Origin of the sequence: Methylomonas albis (genome assembly GCF_014850955.1) — a bacterium.
GTDB lineage: Bacteria > Pseudomonadota > Gammaproteobacteria > Methylococcales > Methylomonadaceae > Methylomonas > Methylomonas albis.
Window position 1 is genome coordinate 5,311,305 of the sequence record NZ_JACXSS010000001.1, and the last position, 16,259, is coordinate 5,327,563.

At 53.2% G+C, this 16,259-nt stretch carries 17 protein-coding genes; 7 read left to right on the plus strand and 10 right to left on the minus strand.

The window, feature by feature from the left end; translation table 11 throughout:
• Positions 1-71: 71 nt before the first annotated feature.
• Positions 72-551, minus strand: coding sequence for a signal peptidase II (gene lspA / locus EBA_RS24035; RefSeq protein WP_192377068.1), 480 nt, complete (start codon positions 549-551; stop codon positions 72-74).
• Positions 544-3,375, minus strand: a complete 2,832-nt coding sequence (gene ileS / locus EBA_RS24040; RefSeq protein ID WP_192377388.1) for an isoleucine--tRNA ligase — start codon at positions 3,373-3,375, stop codon at positions 544-546. Before ileS ends, lspA begins: the two co-directional genes overlap by 8 nt.
• A gap of 267 nt (positions 3,376-3,642) precedes the next feature.
• Between ileS and nosP the strand changes: the two genes are divergently transcribed.
• From nosP to EBA_RS24060, 4 genes are read left to right on the plus strand one after another with little or no spacing between them, the layout of a single operon-like run.
• Positions 3,643-4,803, plus strand: coding sequence for a nitric oxide-sensing protein NosP (nosP, locus tag EBA_RS24045; RefSeq protein ID WP_192377069.1), 1,161 nt, complete (start codon positions 3,643-3,645; stop codon positions 4,801-4,803).
• The gene (locus EBA_RS24050) at positions 4,796-5,965 is read left to right on the plus strand and encodes a sensor domain-containing diguanylate cyclase (protein ID WP_192377070.1); all 1,170 of its coding nucleotides are present in this window, start codon (positions 4,796-4,798) and stop codon (positions 5,963-5,965) included. Before nosP ends, EBA_RS24050 begins: the two co-directional genes overlap by 8 nt.
• Positions 5,966-6,022: 57 nt before the next feature.
• On the plus strand, positions 6,023-6,625 hold the full coding sequence (locus EBA_RS24055) for a nitroreductase family protein (RefSeq protein ID WP_192377071.1): 603 nt from the start codon (positions 6,023-6,025) through the stop codon (positions 6,623-6,625).
• A 45-nt stretch (positions 6,626-6,670) separates the two neighbouring features.
• Positions 6,671-8,059: a sensor domain-containing diguanylate cyclase gene (locus tag EBA_RS24060; protein WP_192377072.1), complete on the plus strand. Its 1,389-nt coding sequence runs from the start codon at positions 6,671-6,673 to the stop codon at positions 8,057-8,059.
• On the opposite strand, the gene EBA_RS24065 is transcribed toward EBA_RS24060, so the two are convergent.
• On the minus strand, positions 8,056-9,036 hold the full coding sequence (locus EBA_RS24065) for a TIGR03790 family protein (protein WP_225616424.1): 981 nt from the start codon (positions 9,034-9,036) through the stop codon (positions 8,056-8,058). The two genes, EBA_RS24060 and EBA_RS24065, sit on opposite strands and share 4 nt — an antisense overlap.
• Positions 9,037-9,299: 263 nt before the next feature.
• Between EBA_RS24065 and EBA_RS24070 the strand changes: the two genes are divergently transcribed.
• A complete protein-coding gene (locus tag EBA_RS24070; RefSeq protein ID WP_192377074.1) occupies positions 9,300-9,731 on the plus strand; it encodes a DUF2721 domain-containing protein in 432 nt (143 codons plus the stop codon).
• A gap of 46 nt (positions 9,732-9,777) precedes the next feature.
• On the opposite strand, the gene EBA_RS24075 is transcribed toward EBA_RS24070, so the two are convergent.
• Together EBA_RS24075 and EBA_RS24080 are read right to left on the minus strand one after the other, a co-directional pair.
• A complete protein-coding gene (locus tag EBA_RS24075) occupies positions 9,778-10,164 on the minus strand; it encodes an MAPEG family protein (protein WP_192377075.1) in 387 nt (128 codons plus the stop codon).
• Between the two features lie 223 nt (positions 10,165-10,387).
• On the minus strand, positions 10,388-11,002 hold the full coding sequence (locus EBA_RS24080; protein ID WP_192377076.1) for a DUF998 domain-containing protein: 615 nt from the start codon (positions 11,000-11,002) through the stop codon (positions 10,388-10,390).
• Positions 11,003-11,294: 292 nt separating this feature from the next.
• Between EBA_RS24080 and EBA_RS24085 the strand changes: the two genes are divergently transcribed.
• On the plus strand, positions 11,295-11,831 hold the full coding sequence (locus tag EBA_RS24085; RefSeq protein WP_229427864.1) for an SDR family NAD(P)-dependent oxidoreductase: 537 nt from the start codon (positions 11,295-11,297) through the stop codon (positions 11,829-11,831).
• A gap of 7 nt (positions 11,832-11,838) precedes the next feature.
• Positions 11,839-12,177, plus strand: coding sequence for an SDR family oxidoreductase (locus EBA_RS24680; RefSeq protein ID WP_192377077.1), 339 nt, complete (start codon positions 11,839-11,841; stop codon positions 12,175-12,177).
• Positions 12,178-12,473: 296 nt separating this feature from the next.
• Here EBA_RS24680 and EBA_RS24095 read toward each other — a convergent pair whose 3' ends face one another.
• The 5 genes from EBA_RS24095 to EBA_RS24110 form a co-directional block, all read right to left on the minus strand.
• A complete protein-coding gene (locus tag EBA_RS24095) occupies positions 12,474-12,929 on the minus strand; it encodes a hypothetical protein (protein WP_192377078.1) in 456 nt (151 codons plus the stop codon).
• Between the two features lie 395 nt (positions 12,930-13,324).
• Positions 13,325-13,597: a hypothetical protein gene (locus EBA_RS24800; RefSeq protein WP_324615373.1), complete on the minus strand. Its 273-nt coding sequence runs from the start codon at positions 13,595-13,597 to the stop codon at positions 13,325-13,327.
• A 109-nt stretch (positions 13,598-13,706) separates the two neighbouring features.
• On the minus strand, positions 13,707-13,919 hold the full coding sequence (locus EBA_RS24805) for a hypothetical protein (RefSeq protein ID WP_324615374.1): 213 nt from the start codon (positions 13,917-13,919) through the stop codon (positions 13,707-13,709).
• A gap of 70 nt (positions 13,920-13,989) precedes the next feature.
• Complete coding sequence (locus EBA_RS24105; RefSeq protein ID WP_192377079.1) at positions 13,990-14,850, minus strand: hypothetical protein; 861 nt, start codon at positions 14,848-14,850, stop codon at positions 13,990-13,992.
• Positions 14,851-15,719: 869 nt separating this feature from the next.
• The gene (locus tag EBA_RS24110) at positions 15,720-15,989 is read right to left on the minus strand and encodes an AAA family ATPase (RefSeq protein WP_192377080.1); all 270 of its coding nucleotides are present in this window, start codon (positions 15,987-15,989) and stop codon (positions 15,720-15,722) included.
• Positions 15,990-16,259: the final 270 nt, after the last annotated feature.

Genomic DNA, 16,259 nt, shown 5'->3' on the forward strand with positions numbered 1-16,259 from the left:
ACTTTAGAAAATACGTCCGATAAATTTCCGAGGAAGAAGGGAGGAAACCCGCTTCATCAGAAAGCTAGGGACTATTCCAAAGCGTCAACCGCTTTGCGCCCTACCCCAAAACTCTCCAACAACATCAGCCCCACGCCAATGCAAATCGCCGAGTCGGCAATATTGAACGCCGGCCAGTGCCAGTCCTCGTAGTAGACATCCAGAAAGTCTATGACATAGCCGTAAGCAACGCGGTCGATCAGATTGCCGATGGCGCCGCCCAAAACCAAGGATAAAGCCACGGCCATCAAGGTTTCGTGCTTTTGTAAGCGATGCAGCCAAACCGCAATGATGCTGCTCATCACTACTGCTAAACCGGCGAACAGCCAGCGCTGCCAGCCGCCGGCCTGGGCCAGGAAGCTGAAGGCCGCGCCGGTGTTGTGCACGTAGGTCAGATTAAAGTAGGGAATCAACGGGATCGACTCGAACAATTGCATGGAGCCGTCCACCGCCAGTTTGCTGGCTTGATCCAGCACCAGTGTCACAGCGGAAATCCACAACCACTTAAGCATAACGACGGGTCTCGCCATTGCCGGCGACGTTTTCGACGCAACGGCCGCACAGTTCCGGATGCTCCGGGTGTTCGCCGATGTCGTAGCGTTGGTGCCAGCAGCGCACGCATTTTGGATGCTCGGATACCGTGACTTTCAATTTCACGCCATCCAGTTCAGTCGTCACCGCATCGTCCGGGCAGAATTGCATGTCGGCGACGCCGGCGTTGGAGGTGATGAAAACAAAATGCAGCTCGCTGGCCAGTTTATTCAGCTCGGCGGCGTAAGCGTCGTCACAATACAATTCCACTTCCGCATTCAAGGATGCGCCAATCGCGCTCTTGCCGCGCAGTTGCTCCAGTTCTTTGGCGACTACCGTGCGCACGGCTATCACTTTGTCCCAAGTATCGCGGCTGATCGTGGCATTGGTGTCCAGTGGGAACAGGCCTTCGTACCAGGTTTCCAGAAATACCGATTCCCCGCGTTGACCGGGAATGAATTGCCATAATTCATCGGCAGTGTAGCTGGTGATAGGCGCCAACCAGCGGGTCAGCGCTTCGATAACATGGTACATCGCGGTTTGCGCAGAACGCCGGGCTAGGCAATCTTCCTTGGCGGTGTATTGTCTGTCCTTGATGATGTCCAGATAAAAGCCGCCCAAGTCGATGCTGCAGAAAGTCAGCACTTTTTGGTAAATGCTTTGGAACTGATAGGTGTGGTACGCGGCTTTGATTTCTTCCTGCAACTGCCAGGCTTTATCCACTGCCCAGCGGTCCAGCGCCAGCAAATCGTCTTTGGCTACCAGATGTTGCGCCGGGTCAAAGCCGTCCAGATTGGATAACAGGAAGCGGGCGGTGTTACGCAGGCGGCGGTAGCCGTCGGAGGTGCGTTTCAGAATCTCGTCGGACACCGACATTTCGCCGCGATAATCGGTACCGGCTACCCACAAGCGCAGTACGTCGGCACCCAGCGATTTCATCACGGTTTGCGGCAACACCACGTTGCCTTTGGATTTGGACATTTTCTTGCCCTCGGCATCGACGGTAAAGCCGTGGGTCAATACTTGTTTGTACGGCGCGACATCGTTCATCGCTACCGACGCCAAAAGGGATGACTGGAACCAGCCGCGATGTTGATCCGAGCCTTCCAAATACAGGTCAGCCGGGAAGCGCAATTGCTCACGGCGTTCCAAAACTGCCGCGTGGGTCACGCCGGAGTCGAACCAGACATCCAGCGTGTCGGTCATTTTTTGGTAATGCTCGGCATCGGCACCAATCAAGTCCGCCGCGTCCAGTTCAAACCAGGCGTCTATGCCTTGTTGTTCGATACGTTTGGCCACTTGCTCGATCAATTCGCCGGTACGCGGATGCAAATCGCCCGTTTCTTTATGCACAAAAAAAGCGATGGGCACGCCCCAGGTGCGCTGGCGAGAGATACACCAGTCCGGACGGTTATTCAGCATCGCTTCGATGCGCGCTTGGCCCCAATCGGGGATCCAGTCCACCCGCTTCACTTCATTCAGGGCGGTGTCGCGCAGGCCGTTTTTTTCCATAGAAATAAACCACTGCGGGGTCGCGCGGAAAATAATCGGGGTTTTGTGGCGCCAGCAATGCGGATAGCTATGCAGCAAGGCGTGGTGATGCAGCAATTTGCCGCGTTCGCGCAAGACTTCCAACACTTTGTCGTTGGCGGTAAACACATGCAGACCGGCGAATAATTCGGTGCTAGGCAAAAACACGCCGTTGCTACCGACCGGGTTGTCCACCGGCAAGCCGTATTTCATGCCCACCACATAGTCTTCCTGACCGTGGCCGGGAGCGGTATGTACCGCGCCGGTACCGGCATCGGTGGTGACGTGGTCGCCGAGGATGATAGGCACTTGCCGGTCATAAAACGGATGTTGTAGCAATTGATGTTCTAGTGCCGCGCCTTTGCAATAGCCGACGATGTGGTGTTCGCCGATGCCGTAACGGAGTACCGCATCTTTCAACAAGGCTTCGGCGATCACCAAGCGCTCGGTTTGGCCGTCGATATCGCATTGCACGACGGCGTATTCCAGATCGGGGTTCAAGGCCACGCCTTGGTTGGCTGGCAGCGTCCACGGCGTAGTGGTCCAGATCACCACCGACAGCGGGCCTTTGCCTTCGCGGTCGCCGGCATGATGGCACTTTGCCATGAAAGCATGTTCGTCCACCACTTGAAAGCGTACATCGATAGCCGGCGAATGTTTGTCTTCGTATTCCACTTCCGCTTCGGCGAGCGCCGAACCGCAATCGGTACACCAATGCACCGGCTTGGCGCCCTTGCTGAGATGGCCTTTGGCGGCGATTTTACCCAGCGCGCGGACGATGTCGGCTTCAAAGGCAAAATCCATCGTCAAATACGGATTGTCCCAATCACCTAACACCCCCAAGCGGATGAATTCTTCTTTCTGGATGTTGACTTGTTTCTTGGCGTAAGCGCGACATTCTTTACGAAACTCGGCAGGCGTGACTTTGACACCGGCCTTACCGACCGACTTTTCCACCATCAACTCGATAGGCAAGCCGTGGCAATCCCAGCCTGGCACGTAAGGCGCATCAAAGCCAGATAGGGTTTTGGATTTGACGATGATGTCTTTCAGGACCTTATTCACCGCGTGGCCGATGTGAATCGCGCCGTTGGCGTAGGGAGGGCCGTCGTGCAACACAAATTTAGGCCGGCCGGCGCACACCTCGCGAATTTTTTGATACAGCTGGTTTTCGTTCCATTTTTTCAGCATCTCCGGTTCGCGTTGCGCCAGATTGGCTTTCATCGCAAACTCGGTCTTGGGGAGGTTCAGGGTTTGTTTGTAATCCATGGTCATGTGTTGTCTGCGTTGCATTCCAGCGGCTGGGTTGCCGACTTAGGCCGCTGAAAATAACGGTTGCGCCGATTAGCCGGATGAATCTAAGGATGATAGTAAACGCGCGATTTTAACACCAACTGCCAAGCGCTATAAAGCACGCCGGATGTATGGCGGCAAATTTGGACTTGATTGTTTTAGCCCTGTACCATTATGGGCTATTCCCAGTGGCCAGGCTGATTTACCATCGCAGGCTAGTTGTTCGACCGTCCTCAAATGTTGATAACCATGCTTAGCCAAACCTCTGTTCGCATCGCCCAATCAACTGCACCGGACTTGGAGCTGGCAGTTCATGAGTTACACGCCGGGCTGGTGCAACCCGCCATGGCCTTGGTAGTGATTTTTTGTGCCAGTGTTTATGATCGCCCGCGGTTGGCGGCGGCAATTACGCAGCTATTTGGCGACACCCAGGTGGTAGGTTGTACGACGGCCGGTGAAATCGGGCCGACCGGGATACAGAATAACAGCTTGGTCGGCGTCAGTTTTTCTGCGGACGCATTCCATGCAGTCGCTGGCTTGATCACCGATTTACAGCATTTTGAAACGCAGGATGTGCGTAAATTCGCGCAGAAATTGTTACAAGATTTGGAAGCCCAAGCACCGCAGGCCAATAGCCAAAACAGTTTCGGGTTTTTATTGATCGATGGCCTGTCTGTGCGGGAAGAGCCGGTGATCCAAGCCCTGCAAACACAACTTAGCATAATTCCCCTGGTTGGCGGTTCGGCGGGAGATAGTTTGCACCTTAAAAGCACTCATGTTTTTCTAAACGGCAGGTTTTATCAGGACAGTGCCATATTGCTGCTGATCAATACCTCGCTACCCTTCAAAATCTTTAAAACGCAACATTTCATGCCCACCGAGCAAAGAATGGTGGTGACTGCCGCCGATGTCAGCCGCCGCGCTGTCATGGAATTGAATGGCCTGCCCGCAGCCTATGAATATGCCCGCTTATTGGGTGTGGAAGTAAACGATCTTAACGCCAGGCATTTTGCCGCCTCGCCCGTGGTGGTGACTATTGCCGGCAATCATTACGTACGTTCCATCCAACGCGCCAACCCCGATCAAAGTTTGACTTTTTATTGCGCCATAGAAGAAGGCTTGGTACTGCGGATGGCGCATGGCGTCGATTTGCTCGAGAATTTACGGCAAACGTTTGCCTTGGTCCGCTCCGAAATCGGCCAGCCGCAGCTTACTTTGGCCTTCGATTGCGTGTTGCGTCGCTTGGAGTTGGATCAGCAAGGGTTGACCGCGCTGGCTGGCGAATTGCTCCGCGAAAACCAGGCCGTGGGGTTTAACACCTATGGCGAACAGTATTGCGGCGTACACGTTAATCAGACATTCGCCGCTATCGCAATTGGCAACGTGAGCCACGAGAGCGAATATGTCTAACTCTGAAGCGTCGTTAAGTGCATTAGACGAACAAGGCTTGCGGGCGGAGATCGTCCGTTTAAACAAAGTCATTCAGGCCTTGATGGACCGTGCCGAACGCGCTGGCGGTTCAAATGGCTCGGATTTTGACCGGTTTCAAACCACGGTTATTTGGGAAGAGTTAGTCGAGCGGCGCACCCAGGAGCTCGCCAAAGCGTTGCGTGAGAACGAAAAGATCAACCGGGCCTTACGCGAGGCCGAACAAAAATTCCACAGTGTCCTGGATCAATCCCTGGTGGGCATCACCATGATGGTTGAAGACAGCTTCCATTACGTCAACCTAAAGTTTGCCGGCATTATCGGTTACAGCGTTGATGAGATTTTAAGGATGCGGCCAACCGATATTGCCGACGGCTGTGACGAATCCTTCGTCCGTGAAACCACGCGGCTGCTGGCTGGCGAGACGGAACAAATCAGTTTTGTGACGGATGCCAAGCGCAAGGACGGCCAAGTCATTACGGTGGAAGTCTCCGGCAACTCATCGGTTTCTATCGCCGGCAAGCGGGTGCTGATTGCGGTTTGGGTAGATATTACCGAACGACTGCGCAACGAGCGCGCCGTTCAGCTATTGCAGGAACAACTCCGCGAACAAGCAACTCGGGACCCGCTGACCGGGCTTTACAATCGGCTATTTCTCAACGAAAACTTGGCGCGGGAACTACTTCAGGCCAAACGATTGGGGCAGTCGATTAGCGTCGTGATGGCCGATCTGGATCATTTCAAAGCTATCAACGATAGGCATGGGCATTTGGCTGGCGACGAAGCGTTGAAGCATTTTGCCGCCATCATGAAACGCTACTCGCGAGGTAGCGATATTAGTTGTCGTTATGGGGGCGAAGAGTTCTTTTGGGTGTTACCCAATACCACCGAAGCAACCGCCTACGAGAGAGCAAATGAATTGCGCATGGCAATTGCCGCCGAATCGGTGTTTTTCAATTGTGCCTCGATTACGATCACCGCTTCTTTCGGAGTAGCGGCTTATCCAGCCGGTGGTATGACATGCCGCGAGCTGATAGCGAGTGCCGATGCGGCTTTATATATGGCTAAGTATGCCGGACGTAATCAAGTTAGATGCATTTCCGAGTGCTTTACAACAGAAACTGGCGCTGATACAAGTATTTAAAATATGCGATCGGCTAGACGGCTATAGAAGAGGTTTAACCATTTAGGAGATAGACCCATGCAACAAAAAACCGCCAATACCCAGGTAAATATTCACGAGCTTATCGCTAAGCGTTGGAGCCCTAGAGCATTCGATCCCGATAAAATGGTCAGCCCAACCGATATAACAGCAGTGTTGGAGGCGGCACGTTGGGCGCCCTCTTGCTTTAACGACCAACCTTGGCGCTATGTGGTTTGCGATAAAGCCCACGATGCTGCGGCTTGGCAAAATGCGTTGGCGGTAATTGCCGAGAAAAATCAGTTATGGGCCAAAAATGCGCCCGTGCTGATCCTGGCGGTGGCTATGGAAAACTTCAATCACAATGGTAAACCTAACCGCTGGGCGGCTTACGATACCGGCGCGGCCTCCCTTAGTTTGTGCCTGCAGGCCACCGCATTGGGTTTAATTGTTCATCAAATGGGTGGTTTCGATGCCGATAAAGCCCGGCAAGCGCTGAGTTTACCCGACGACTGCACGCCGATGGCGATGCTGGCACTGGGTTATCAAGCCGAGGTTGACACCTTGGCGGAAGACTTTCAAGCCGCCGAGCAGGCCGAACGCAGCCGCGTAGCGCTGGAGCAGCGATTTTATCTGGGGCAGTGGGGCGAGGCGTATCAATAAGCGCGGCTGTTACTCGTGAACCCTTTTTGCAATTGAGCTGCGCGAATGAAGAGCGTTAAAACGTCTTATGCGCGCAGCCTGATCGAGGCTAGTCTCGATCCGCTGGTCACCATCAGCGCCGATGGCAAGATCATGGATGTAAATAGCGCGACCGAAAAAGTCACCGGGGTCGCGCGGCAACAGCTGATCGGCAGCGATTTTTCCAATTACTTTACCGATCCGCAAAAAGCCCGCGACGGTTATCGCTTGGCGTTTTCGCAAGGTAAAGTCACGGATTATCCGCTGGCTATCTGCCATGTCTCCGGCAAGATTACCGAGGTGATGTACAACGCCTCGGTTTATCGCAACGATGAAGGCGACGTTGCCGGCATTTTTGCCGCGGCCAGGGATGTCACCGCTTTAAAAAAAGCCCAGAACGAATTGGAAGCCGCGATTTTGCATATGCAATTAATCCGCGAGATGACCGATTTGTTGCAAAGTTGCCAAAAAATGGACGAGGCCTATCCGATTATAAAAGCGGCATTGGTACGCTTGTTTGCCGGTTCCGCTGGTGGGCTTTACATGTTGGATGCTGCCGGTAACTCGCTGGTGTTGGTCGATGCCTGGGGCAGCGGCGAAAGCGAGCTGGAGACAGTGTTTACCCCGGACGAATGCTGGGGCATACGTCGTGGTTGTATTCATATTGCCCGCATCGGCCAAAGCATCAACCCGGTCTGTAGCCATGTCAAACCGGGGAGTAGTCCTTATCTCTGCATACCCTTATTGGCGCATTCGCGAGTCTTGGGTTTGATGTATATCGAATGTCAATTCAGCAGTCAAAATCAGGAAGATATCCAAAGAGAGTTGTCGATAGCCGAAGCGGCGGGTGATAGTGCCCGTCTGGCTTTGGCTAATTTGGCACTACGCGAGGAGTTGCACGAGTTGTCGATCCGCGATCCGCTGACCGGTTTGTTCAATCGGCGCTTTCTGGAAGAAGTACTGGACCGGGAATTGTTGCGGATGAGCCGCAGCGGCAAAATGCTGGCCGTGGCGATGATCGACATCGATCATTTTAAAAAATTTAACGATAACTACGGCCACGATGCCGGCGATGAAGTCTTGAAGAAAACCGCACAATTGATGAGCGGCTTTCGGGAAGGTAGTGACATGGTTTGTCGTTTTGGCGGCGAAGAATTCGTGGTGGTCACTACCGAAATCCAGCCGGATAAAATCTTGCGCCGCTTGGAAGCATTGCGTTCCGCTATCGAAACTTTATCGTTGAAATTCGGCAGTCATCAGCTGCCGCAGGTGACGGTATCGATAGGCGTCGCCTTTTATCCCACCCAAGGGAGCAATCGCCTCGATTTGTTAAACCGCGCCGATCAAGCTCTCTATGTCGCCAAAGAGGCCGGCCGTAATCGGCTAATTGTTGCCGATGACGGCGCCGAGGATTAGTGAGTTGGTGTTTGGTGCGGCTGATAGGCAAACGGTTTAGCCAGCGGTTCGCCGACAAAAATGCCCTGGCCGGGTTGGGCCACACTTTTCCAATACGCTTCGATCAAGCTGCTGCCGCGCAGGTAAAAGTACATTAATACCCCGGGATTTGGAAATTTGGCCGGGAAATTACAGGGTTCCACCACCGCGCCATAACTGGCGGTGGCACCGGCGCGCAGCCATTCGGTGATATTCATCTGGTCGCTGCCCGACATCACGCCGCCCGTGGACGTGAGATGGTCGGCAACAGCGCCCGGCAAATAGCGGTTATCCGCCAGATGCGGCACCTTGGTCAGGCCGGTGAAATAAAACATCACGTCCTGGCGTCCTTCAATGTAGTCTTGCTCCAGATAATTCACCGGCCAAAAACTGGTGAGCGATTCGGCCACTCTCGGAAACAGTACTGCTCTGGAGCTCCGCGCTTTGTCCGAGGTTTTCAACAGATATGCCGAGCCTTGCGGGTGCGAATAATCAGCGGCAACGCCGGTATCGATCAGCTTTTTCGCCTCCGCGAAGGTCTTGCCGGCCACGGCCATGGTCGGCCGCCAGCCATGAGTTTTAAACGGTTTATCGGTTTCGGAAGTGAAATAAGGGCTATTGTGGGTTTCCACGCAGCCTTTTGCGCAAAACGATTCGCTAAAGCCCGCCGCGAAGGCCGTGGTGATGGACATGCAATCGACCCGAAACGGTTGCAGCCAGGTGAGTGCGAAGGCCTGCACATGCTCCGGGGTTTTTTGATCGACTTCCTTCTTGACCTGCTCGAATTGTTGTTTGGACAAAACCGCCTGATTCGGCGCGAAGCGGACATGTATCATCTGCTCGGCCGGTATTTGTCGCTGTTGTTGATAGTAAGCGGCGATCTGTACGCTTAAGGGGTCGGCGTCGTTGACAATGATCGCCAGATCATGGCCGGTCAGCGCCGAAGAAGGTCGGTACATGGGCGAGACGGGGGCGGCCAAGCTCGGCGTAAATAGGAATGGGCTCAGGATAAGCCCTGTCAGGGCGAAGATGCATGATTTAACGGGAAACACGCGGTACTCCGTGAGTTGGCGGTTGGATTAATGGCATCGGTCAATGTAACCGGATGCTGTTTAAATGCAACACGCATGTTTAAATTATTCGATAAGCGACAAATTCGCCGTTTTGCATGTCCCAGCGGATAAGGTAATTTTGTAAATTCTTAACTTTGTAGATCATTATTATGGATGTCATAGCCAATATACCAACCGTTGCTCATGTGATTCAGCAGGCGGTCGCTCCGGTTTTTCTGCTTACCGGTGTGGCCGGTATTTTAGGCGTATTGACCAATCGCTTGGGACGAACCGTAGACCGGTTTCGCTTATTACGCGAATTAAATGGCGCCGAAGCCGAAGCCCAGCATATCGAGATGCGAACGCTTGCACGGCGGGCGCATTGGATCCATTGGGCTATTAGCTTGTGTACCACTTGCGCGTTGCTGGTTTGCATGTCCATCGTTGCCATGTTCGTGGGCGTGGAGTTTGCCATCGATTTGTCCGATGCGGTGTCGTTATTATTTATCGCGGCGATGTTGGCCTTGATTGGCGGTTTGCTGTGTTTTCTAAGGGAAATCTCGCTGGCCACCGGTATTATTGCTTGGCGCGAGCGTCCTTAAGCTATCGAGAAAATCCGATTTTTTGTCTGCAAAACGGCACTTAAGCCTACCCGAATGCCGCATGAGCGGCGTAGCCGAAATTGGCAATGGCCAGGCCGATCAAGGTAAAAATAGTCATTTGCATGCCCAGCACGCGTTGGTCCAGATTCGCGTGCAACAAGCCCCTCGCGTGCACCACACGGCCAAGGATGATTGCTAAACCGCCGGTGTGCAGCAACGCAACGTGTCCGCCGCTTAATTCCAACACAAGCAATAGAATCAGCAATATCGGGATGTATTCCGTGGCGTTGCCTTGGGCGCGAATGGCGATTTGCAAATCGGTTTCGCCGCCATCGCCGAAAATCACTTTTTTCGCCCGCCGCAGCTTGATAACTCTTAGAGATAACCATGCTATCAATAAGGCCGCCAACGCGGCATACACAGCACTGATCATGTTTCCTCCCACTGATTTTAGGTTGGTATTTTCGGCGGTTTAAATCCTGGAAAGTTCCTGTCGGCTGGAAATAGCACCGCGCCGCTTAATACTGTAGCTATTCCTCATATGTTGTTCGCTGAGCGGAGCCGAAGCGAACGGTTGACTTCGGCTTCGCTCAGCACAAGTCAGCTCAGTCAACGGAAAATTGCTTGCTTTGGGTACATTTATTGCCATAAATCGCCTAAGTAGACGCGCGCGATAAACGCGCGGCAAACACCAACAGCCAGAGGGAGAGGACGCCGGTTGCCAAGTGCTCAAACAGGCCGGGAGTCTGTATCGGGTTAGTATCCCAAGTCATAAGCAGCAGAAAAATCGCCGCCAGAATGCCACTGCCAATCGAGTAGACGCTAAGAATGCCTAACCAGGCATGGCCGCGGAACACAATACCGCAAGCAATTGCCGCCAGAATAGCCGAAGAAAAGCCGGTGGTAGCGAACAGCCTATGTAATTCCTGGCTCGACGACAAGCCATCGCAGCCCGGATCGCAGGCGAATACACCCGCCCCGACGCGCCCCAATCCATCCAGGCCGATAAATACGGCAACCAGTGCTGAACGCCAACCTTCTCGCAGGCTTGCCGGGAGCGCAGTGGCAAAACACACATACAAAACGCCCGCGAATTCGAAGCCGATATAGCGCATCGGTATTTCCGTGCTACTGCCGCGTTCGCCAAGCTCGCTGATGTACTGATAGCTGTGGCTAAACTCCGGGCGCATTGCGCCGGCCAGACTAATCAGCGACAGCCATATTAGCGGGGCCGCGATGCCGCAGTAGATGCCAAATCGGCGCAGATTCATGTATCAGTCCCGCAAACGAAAATAGCATTCTATCCCGCCCAGCCGGGCTGTGCGCATCGGATTGACTAACCGAATCCGCAGGGTAGCCTTCTAGCTCGGGGGGCTAGTGGTGCAAAAACTCGGTCTATTAAGATGCATAGAAGAAGAAATCATTAGCACCCCCACCGCAAGAGATGGCTTTTCTGCGGGCTTATTGGCTAACAGAGGGGGCCGAATGCGTAATATTTTGATCATAGGGGCCAGCAGCGGTATCGGTGCAGCGCTAGCCGGTTTGTAGCTAACACAGTGTCAAGTGCATTCCTTAAGCCGTTCTGCTGTAGTGCCGAATGTCTTCAGGCATCATAGCTGCGATATTCTAAGCGACGTATTACCCGCCATCGACGAACCGTTGCAGGGTTTGGTTTACTGCCCGGGCAGTATCAACTTAAAACCGTTTGCCAGGATTAAAGCCGAGGAGTTCAGAGCGGATTTGGAGTTGAATTTGGTCGGTGCCGTACGCTGTTTGCAACACTACCAACGAAATTTGCAAGCGGCAGAGTCCGCTTCGGTCGTGTTGTTTAGCAGCGTGGCGGTGCAAACCGGGTTTCCTTTCCACGCCATGGTATCGGCGTCAAAGGGGGCGTTAGAGGGCTTGACCCGCGCCTTGGCGGCGGAATGGGCGCCGAAAATCCGGGTAAATGCGATAGCACCGTCATTGACCAACACGCCATTAGCGGAAAATTTGCTGCGCGAAGACAGCAAAAAACAGGCCGCCGCCGCGAAGCATCCGCTGAAACGCTTGGGCGAAGCAGACGATATTGCACACAAGAGCGCCAGCATTTTTCGGTAAAGCTGAAATGGGTCCCATCCGATTTCAGCGCGAAAAATTTGCTGGCAGTTTATGCCTTCGGCGGCCCCGATTCGTCCGCGTCACCTCATTTCGACCCAACAGGGGGTCGAAACTTAGGCTCTCGCATGACTTGACGCCGTGTCGCGATGCCTTGCAGGTTTTCTCCGCTTCGCTGCGAAAACCCGCCCAGCGCTACGGCTATCGGGGACTAAAAATCTTCACTTCGCTATCGCTCCGTTTCCAAGATTTTCAGCGGATGGCGTTATTTTTACTATCGGACAAATCCAGCTGGATTACCGGTCAAATTCTGAAAGTTGATGGCGGCATGTCGGCCATTAAAATGTAGATCTCTGAAAAAACGCCAAAACTACCAGGGCGTCCGCTGTCGACTTCGGTCCAGCGGGCCCTCAAACGGCTCGATGATGCCGCACTGATTTATGTTGGGACATTCGCCTGACTGAGCTAGCGTTTACGATGGGTTTACTGGAGCACGCTCGGCAGACTAGAAAAATTGAGCGTCGAGCAGGCGTGAGCGTAAGGCGGGGCGTGCGCTTTATCGACCAGCGGCGCGATGCCGTTTGGCAATCGCACCTTAAGGCCTTCTGTCCCTCCGATCAACTGCCGAAGGGACAAGCGCGGGTGTTACGCAAAATACAATTTGCGCAATTCCAACATCGAGCTAGCGCTTAGCGCCGTGCCATCGCTGGCGCGGGTGACGTGGTACAAGGTATCGAGCAGGGTGATTTCCTCACCGGCGCTGGCATAGCCGACCACATAATGCGCGACATCCAAATGCCGGCGGTGCAATCCACCGTTTTGACTGTTGAATTCGGCAATGATGCCGGCGTGCGGCGGATTCATCACCGCGCTCCACCAAGGCATTTGGGCGACATCATAGGCCCAGGTGTTGCCTATCGATTCGGGCGGCAGGCAGCGTTCGACCAGATGGTCGCCGATCACTGCATATTGTTTGCGACTGATTTTCGCAGGCTCTTCGCCCACGGTATCCCGGCATTCCAGAACTTCGCTACTGATGAAGCTGTCGGTTGCCGGAATTGCTTTGTTCCATTGGCCATCTAAGTTTTTATGTTCAAACATACTGCCTCTCTCTAAGTTTAACGGAATGAAGAGCTGGCCTGGCTCCCGCCGCTGTCTTTCGCCTACGGTGGTAAGAAAACCAACAATTGCGGAGCGCCAGGCGTCCTTAGGACAAAGTAAGCAAAATCACGGCCAGCTTTGTCCGAATGGTCAGCAGGTTTTTTATGCTTGCAAGATACTGAATTTGAAGTTTATTTTATTTTCAACCGCTTGAAATATACGGTTATTACTAACGGTATTGAGGCCTGTCTAGCGATGCGAGGTAGACGCTGGCTACTACAAATTGATGGGTTTGCGACACCAATAATGTAACCTGACCCGAATGGCACGGGAGTGAGCCTAACTCGATAAGGTGCGCCGATAGGATGCCGACGCAAGGAGGCGCATCGGTCGAGTTACTCAATGCCGTAAATATCTGCGTTTTCATTATTTCCCCAATTTTCCGTATAAATACCTTGCTCAACATAATGATGGAAACTCGAATAAGGCCGATCACAAACTTTATTGACCCACCCCTGTTTTACCGGATTCCAATGGATATAATCGGCATGACGGTTGTAATCGTCTTGGTCTTCGATTAAATGAGCCCAAAATCGGCGCTGCCACTTGTGCCCTTGGGTAGATTCCATGCTCTCGTCGTTTTTGACGGCTTTTTGAGATTCTTTCACTGTGGTCGATTGTCCTGGAAAATCGCCCTTTCAATATATTCCATCTGACAGAGAAATTACCGTCGTCGGGGGGCAATGTCCAAATGCTCGGCAACTGCTCCATGCGTTGCTATACCTCCTGCATCCATGCAGTCGAATGCAAATGATCCGGCATGATGATGTTGGCATCAACATGAAGAGGTTCGTGTTGTTTTACAGATCGAAAGGCATCGCGTAATTCATCAATCTTGTCAGTCAATAAATGATTATTTTTGCGTTCGGCAAGATTGACGGTAAAAAACCACATGGCTTTCGGTATGTAAAAGCGACCATATTCGGTCATGGTGTGTTTGATACTCGAACGATGCGCCCCCTTGCGTCGGCACATCCAATTTAGCGCATCTTATCGCGTTCTATTTGAATTGCAGCTGGCCGCCGGTGCCGGCGCCTCCTTTTACTTCCTGGGCTTTGTAATTCCGTAAAGATTGCACCAGGTTGTTGTAGGCATCAAAAAACGCGGCGGCGGTGGATAAGCCTTCCGGGGTTCGCGTAAAGCTGGCCAAACCAAAGCCGCCGGCGACGTTCTCGCCTAAGAATCCGCCCCATCCCGATACCTGTAGGGCATTAGCGGTGGAACTGCCCTGGGAAATACCGATTTGCACTGTCGAGCGAATATCGATCAAGGTCAATGCTACGTCCGTGGTGCGTTTATCGGCGGCGCTCGCCGCGGCACCCGCCAAGGCATCTACAAAAATCCCGCCCAACGAGATTTGTCCCGGTGGAGCGTAATGCTGATGCATGCCGCCGCCGTAAAGTCCGGCTCTGTTGCCCTGGGTGGCTTCGTTAAGGACGATGACCTGCGGCTCCAGCAGATAATCTGCCGCGACCCGCTGGCCTTTTTGCTGTTTGGAGCCGGCCCGATACTCACCGGATTCACGTTGCTGTGACGTAATAGCGTTGAGTAGTGCCAAGGTGGCCTGGTTGCCGATGCCGGTGATCACAAAACAGTTGGATTGCTGTACCGCCAAACGAATCAACGGATCTACCGTGGTGACGGCGCTGGCTCCCGTGATACGACCGTCGCTGACCGCCAGGGTACCCAATGGATTGTCACAATGTTCCAGCACTTTATTGGCGTTGACGCTAGTGGACCCTCCCGCCGAACCGCTAAGTAGGTTGGCGCTACCGCCGGTTTGCACACCTGGTTTTGTGCAAGCGCTTAACGACACCAGCACCGCTAACCAGCATAGTTCTTTGATTTTTCTAACGATCATACCGACACACCCCTGTCGAAAGTATCTGGCTAAGTTAACAACGGATTCAGCGCACGCAGAAAATGTTAGAGTAAAACCATAGCTGAATGCAAAACAAATCGCGGTCTCTGTCAAATGAAGGCAATCATATGCTACACAGAGACATCTCCCTCTACTGGTGAGGCTTGCGGGGGGTGTACTTTAAGGTGCAAAACCTGGGGACTTCTCCTACCTAAAACAAACTGAATAACGATTTAAGTGTCACGCGAAACGCCCTGAACGGCTTTTTTATCTGAAATGTCTCGCATCGCCGGCTCAACTGGCTAAAATGCCGAATGCGTTAATAACGCCGTAAAAAGAAGAACTCGATAAGGTGCGCCGATAGGATGATGACATGGACTCCTCCCCACCCCTAGCGGTGTCATCTGCCGCAGCGACAAGTTGTTGGCCCAAAGCTCGCATCGAGGAGGGAGAACCGACTACCATTAGTCCGTTCTCTTTGCCGGAATATGCGTGGAGCCAAAGTGGGTCGGGCTTTTTGTCCATAGAGATCTAACGACAAGCTCACCAGACCAAAAACCGCATCGCGGTTTTTGGTCTGGTGAAGCGCCATGCGTTAATAACGCCGTAAAAAGAAGAACTCGATAAGGTGCGCCGATAGGATGATGACATGGACTCCTCCCCACCCCTAGCGGTGTCATCTGCCGCAGCGACAAGTTGTTGGCCCAAAGCTCGCATCGAGGAGGGAGAACCGACTACCATTAGTCCGTTCTCTTTGCCGGAATATGCGTGGAGCCAAAGTGGGTCGGGCTTTTTGTCCATAGAGATCTAACGACAAGCTCACCAGACCAAAAACCGCATCGCGGTTTTTGGTCTGGTGAAGCGCCTTGTTAGGGGCGTAACACATGGTGGCCTAGCATACCAGCTACGGACAAACCGTATACAAGTGGCAGGCCGAACTCAAAAAGCATTCGAATAAACGCCACCGGTTTGGATGCGCTATAGATCCACGCAATGGCCTTTGGAATGTCAGGAACGAACATTTGTTGCATCCACTCGTCGATAGAAAAACGCGTGGCGTGTTCAGCTTGTGCGAGGCGTCTTGCGTAGGTCGACTTGCCTGAGCCTTGTGGCCCCAATATCAGATGAATTTTCCCCATTACTTACTTTCTCGTGTTCAGAAGAGGCCTAACGTTCGACGTAAGGGGCGGCCCGCTTGCGGGACGTCCCCTTGACGGAGGGGTGTACGCCCAGCATGGGCATGAACTTATGGGGTGCAAGTCCCCTGTCGGAGAATTCAACGTTAATCATGTTAGCGATCATAACGACTAGCCGAAGGCAAAGGCAAGCCCGCGAGGGATTGTCTGAAGGAAGCCTAAGTGCAAAACGACGAGCCGACGAACAGAAATCGGATATAAGGCTGAGCAGCA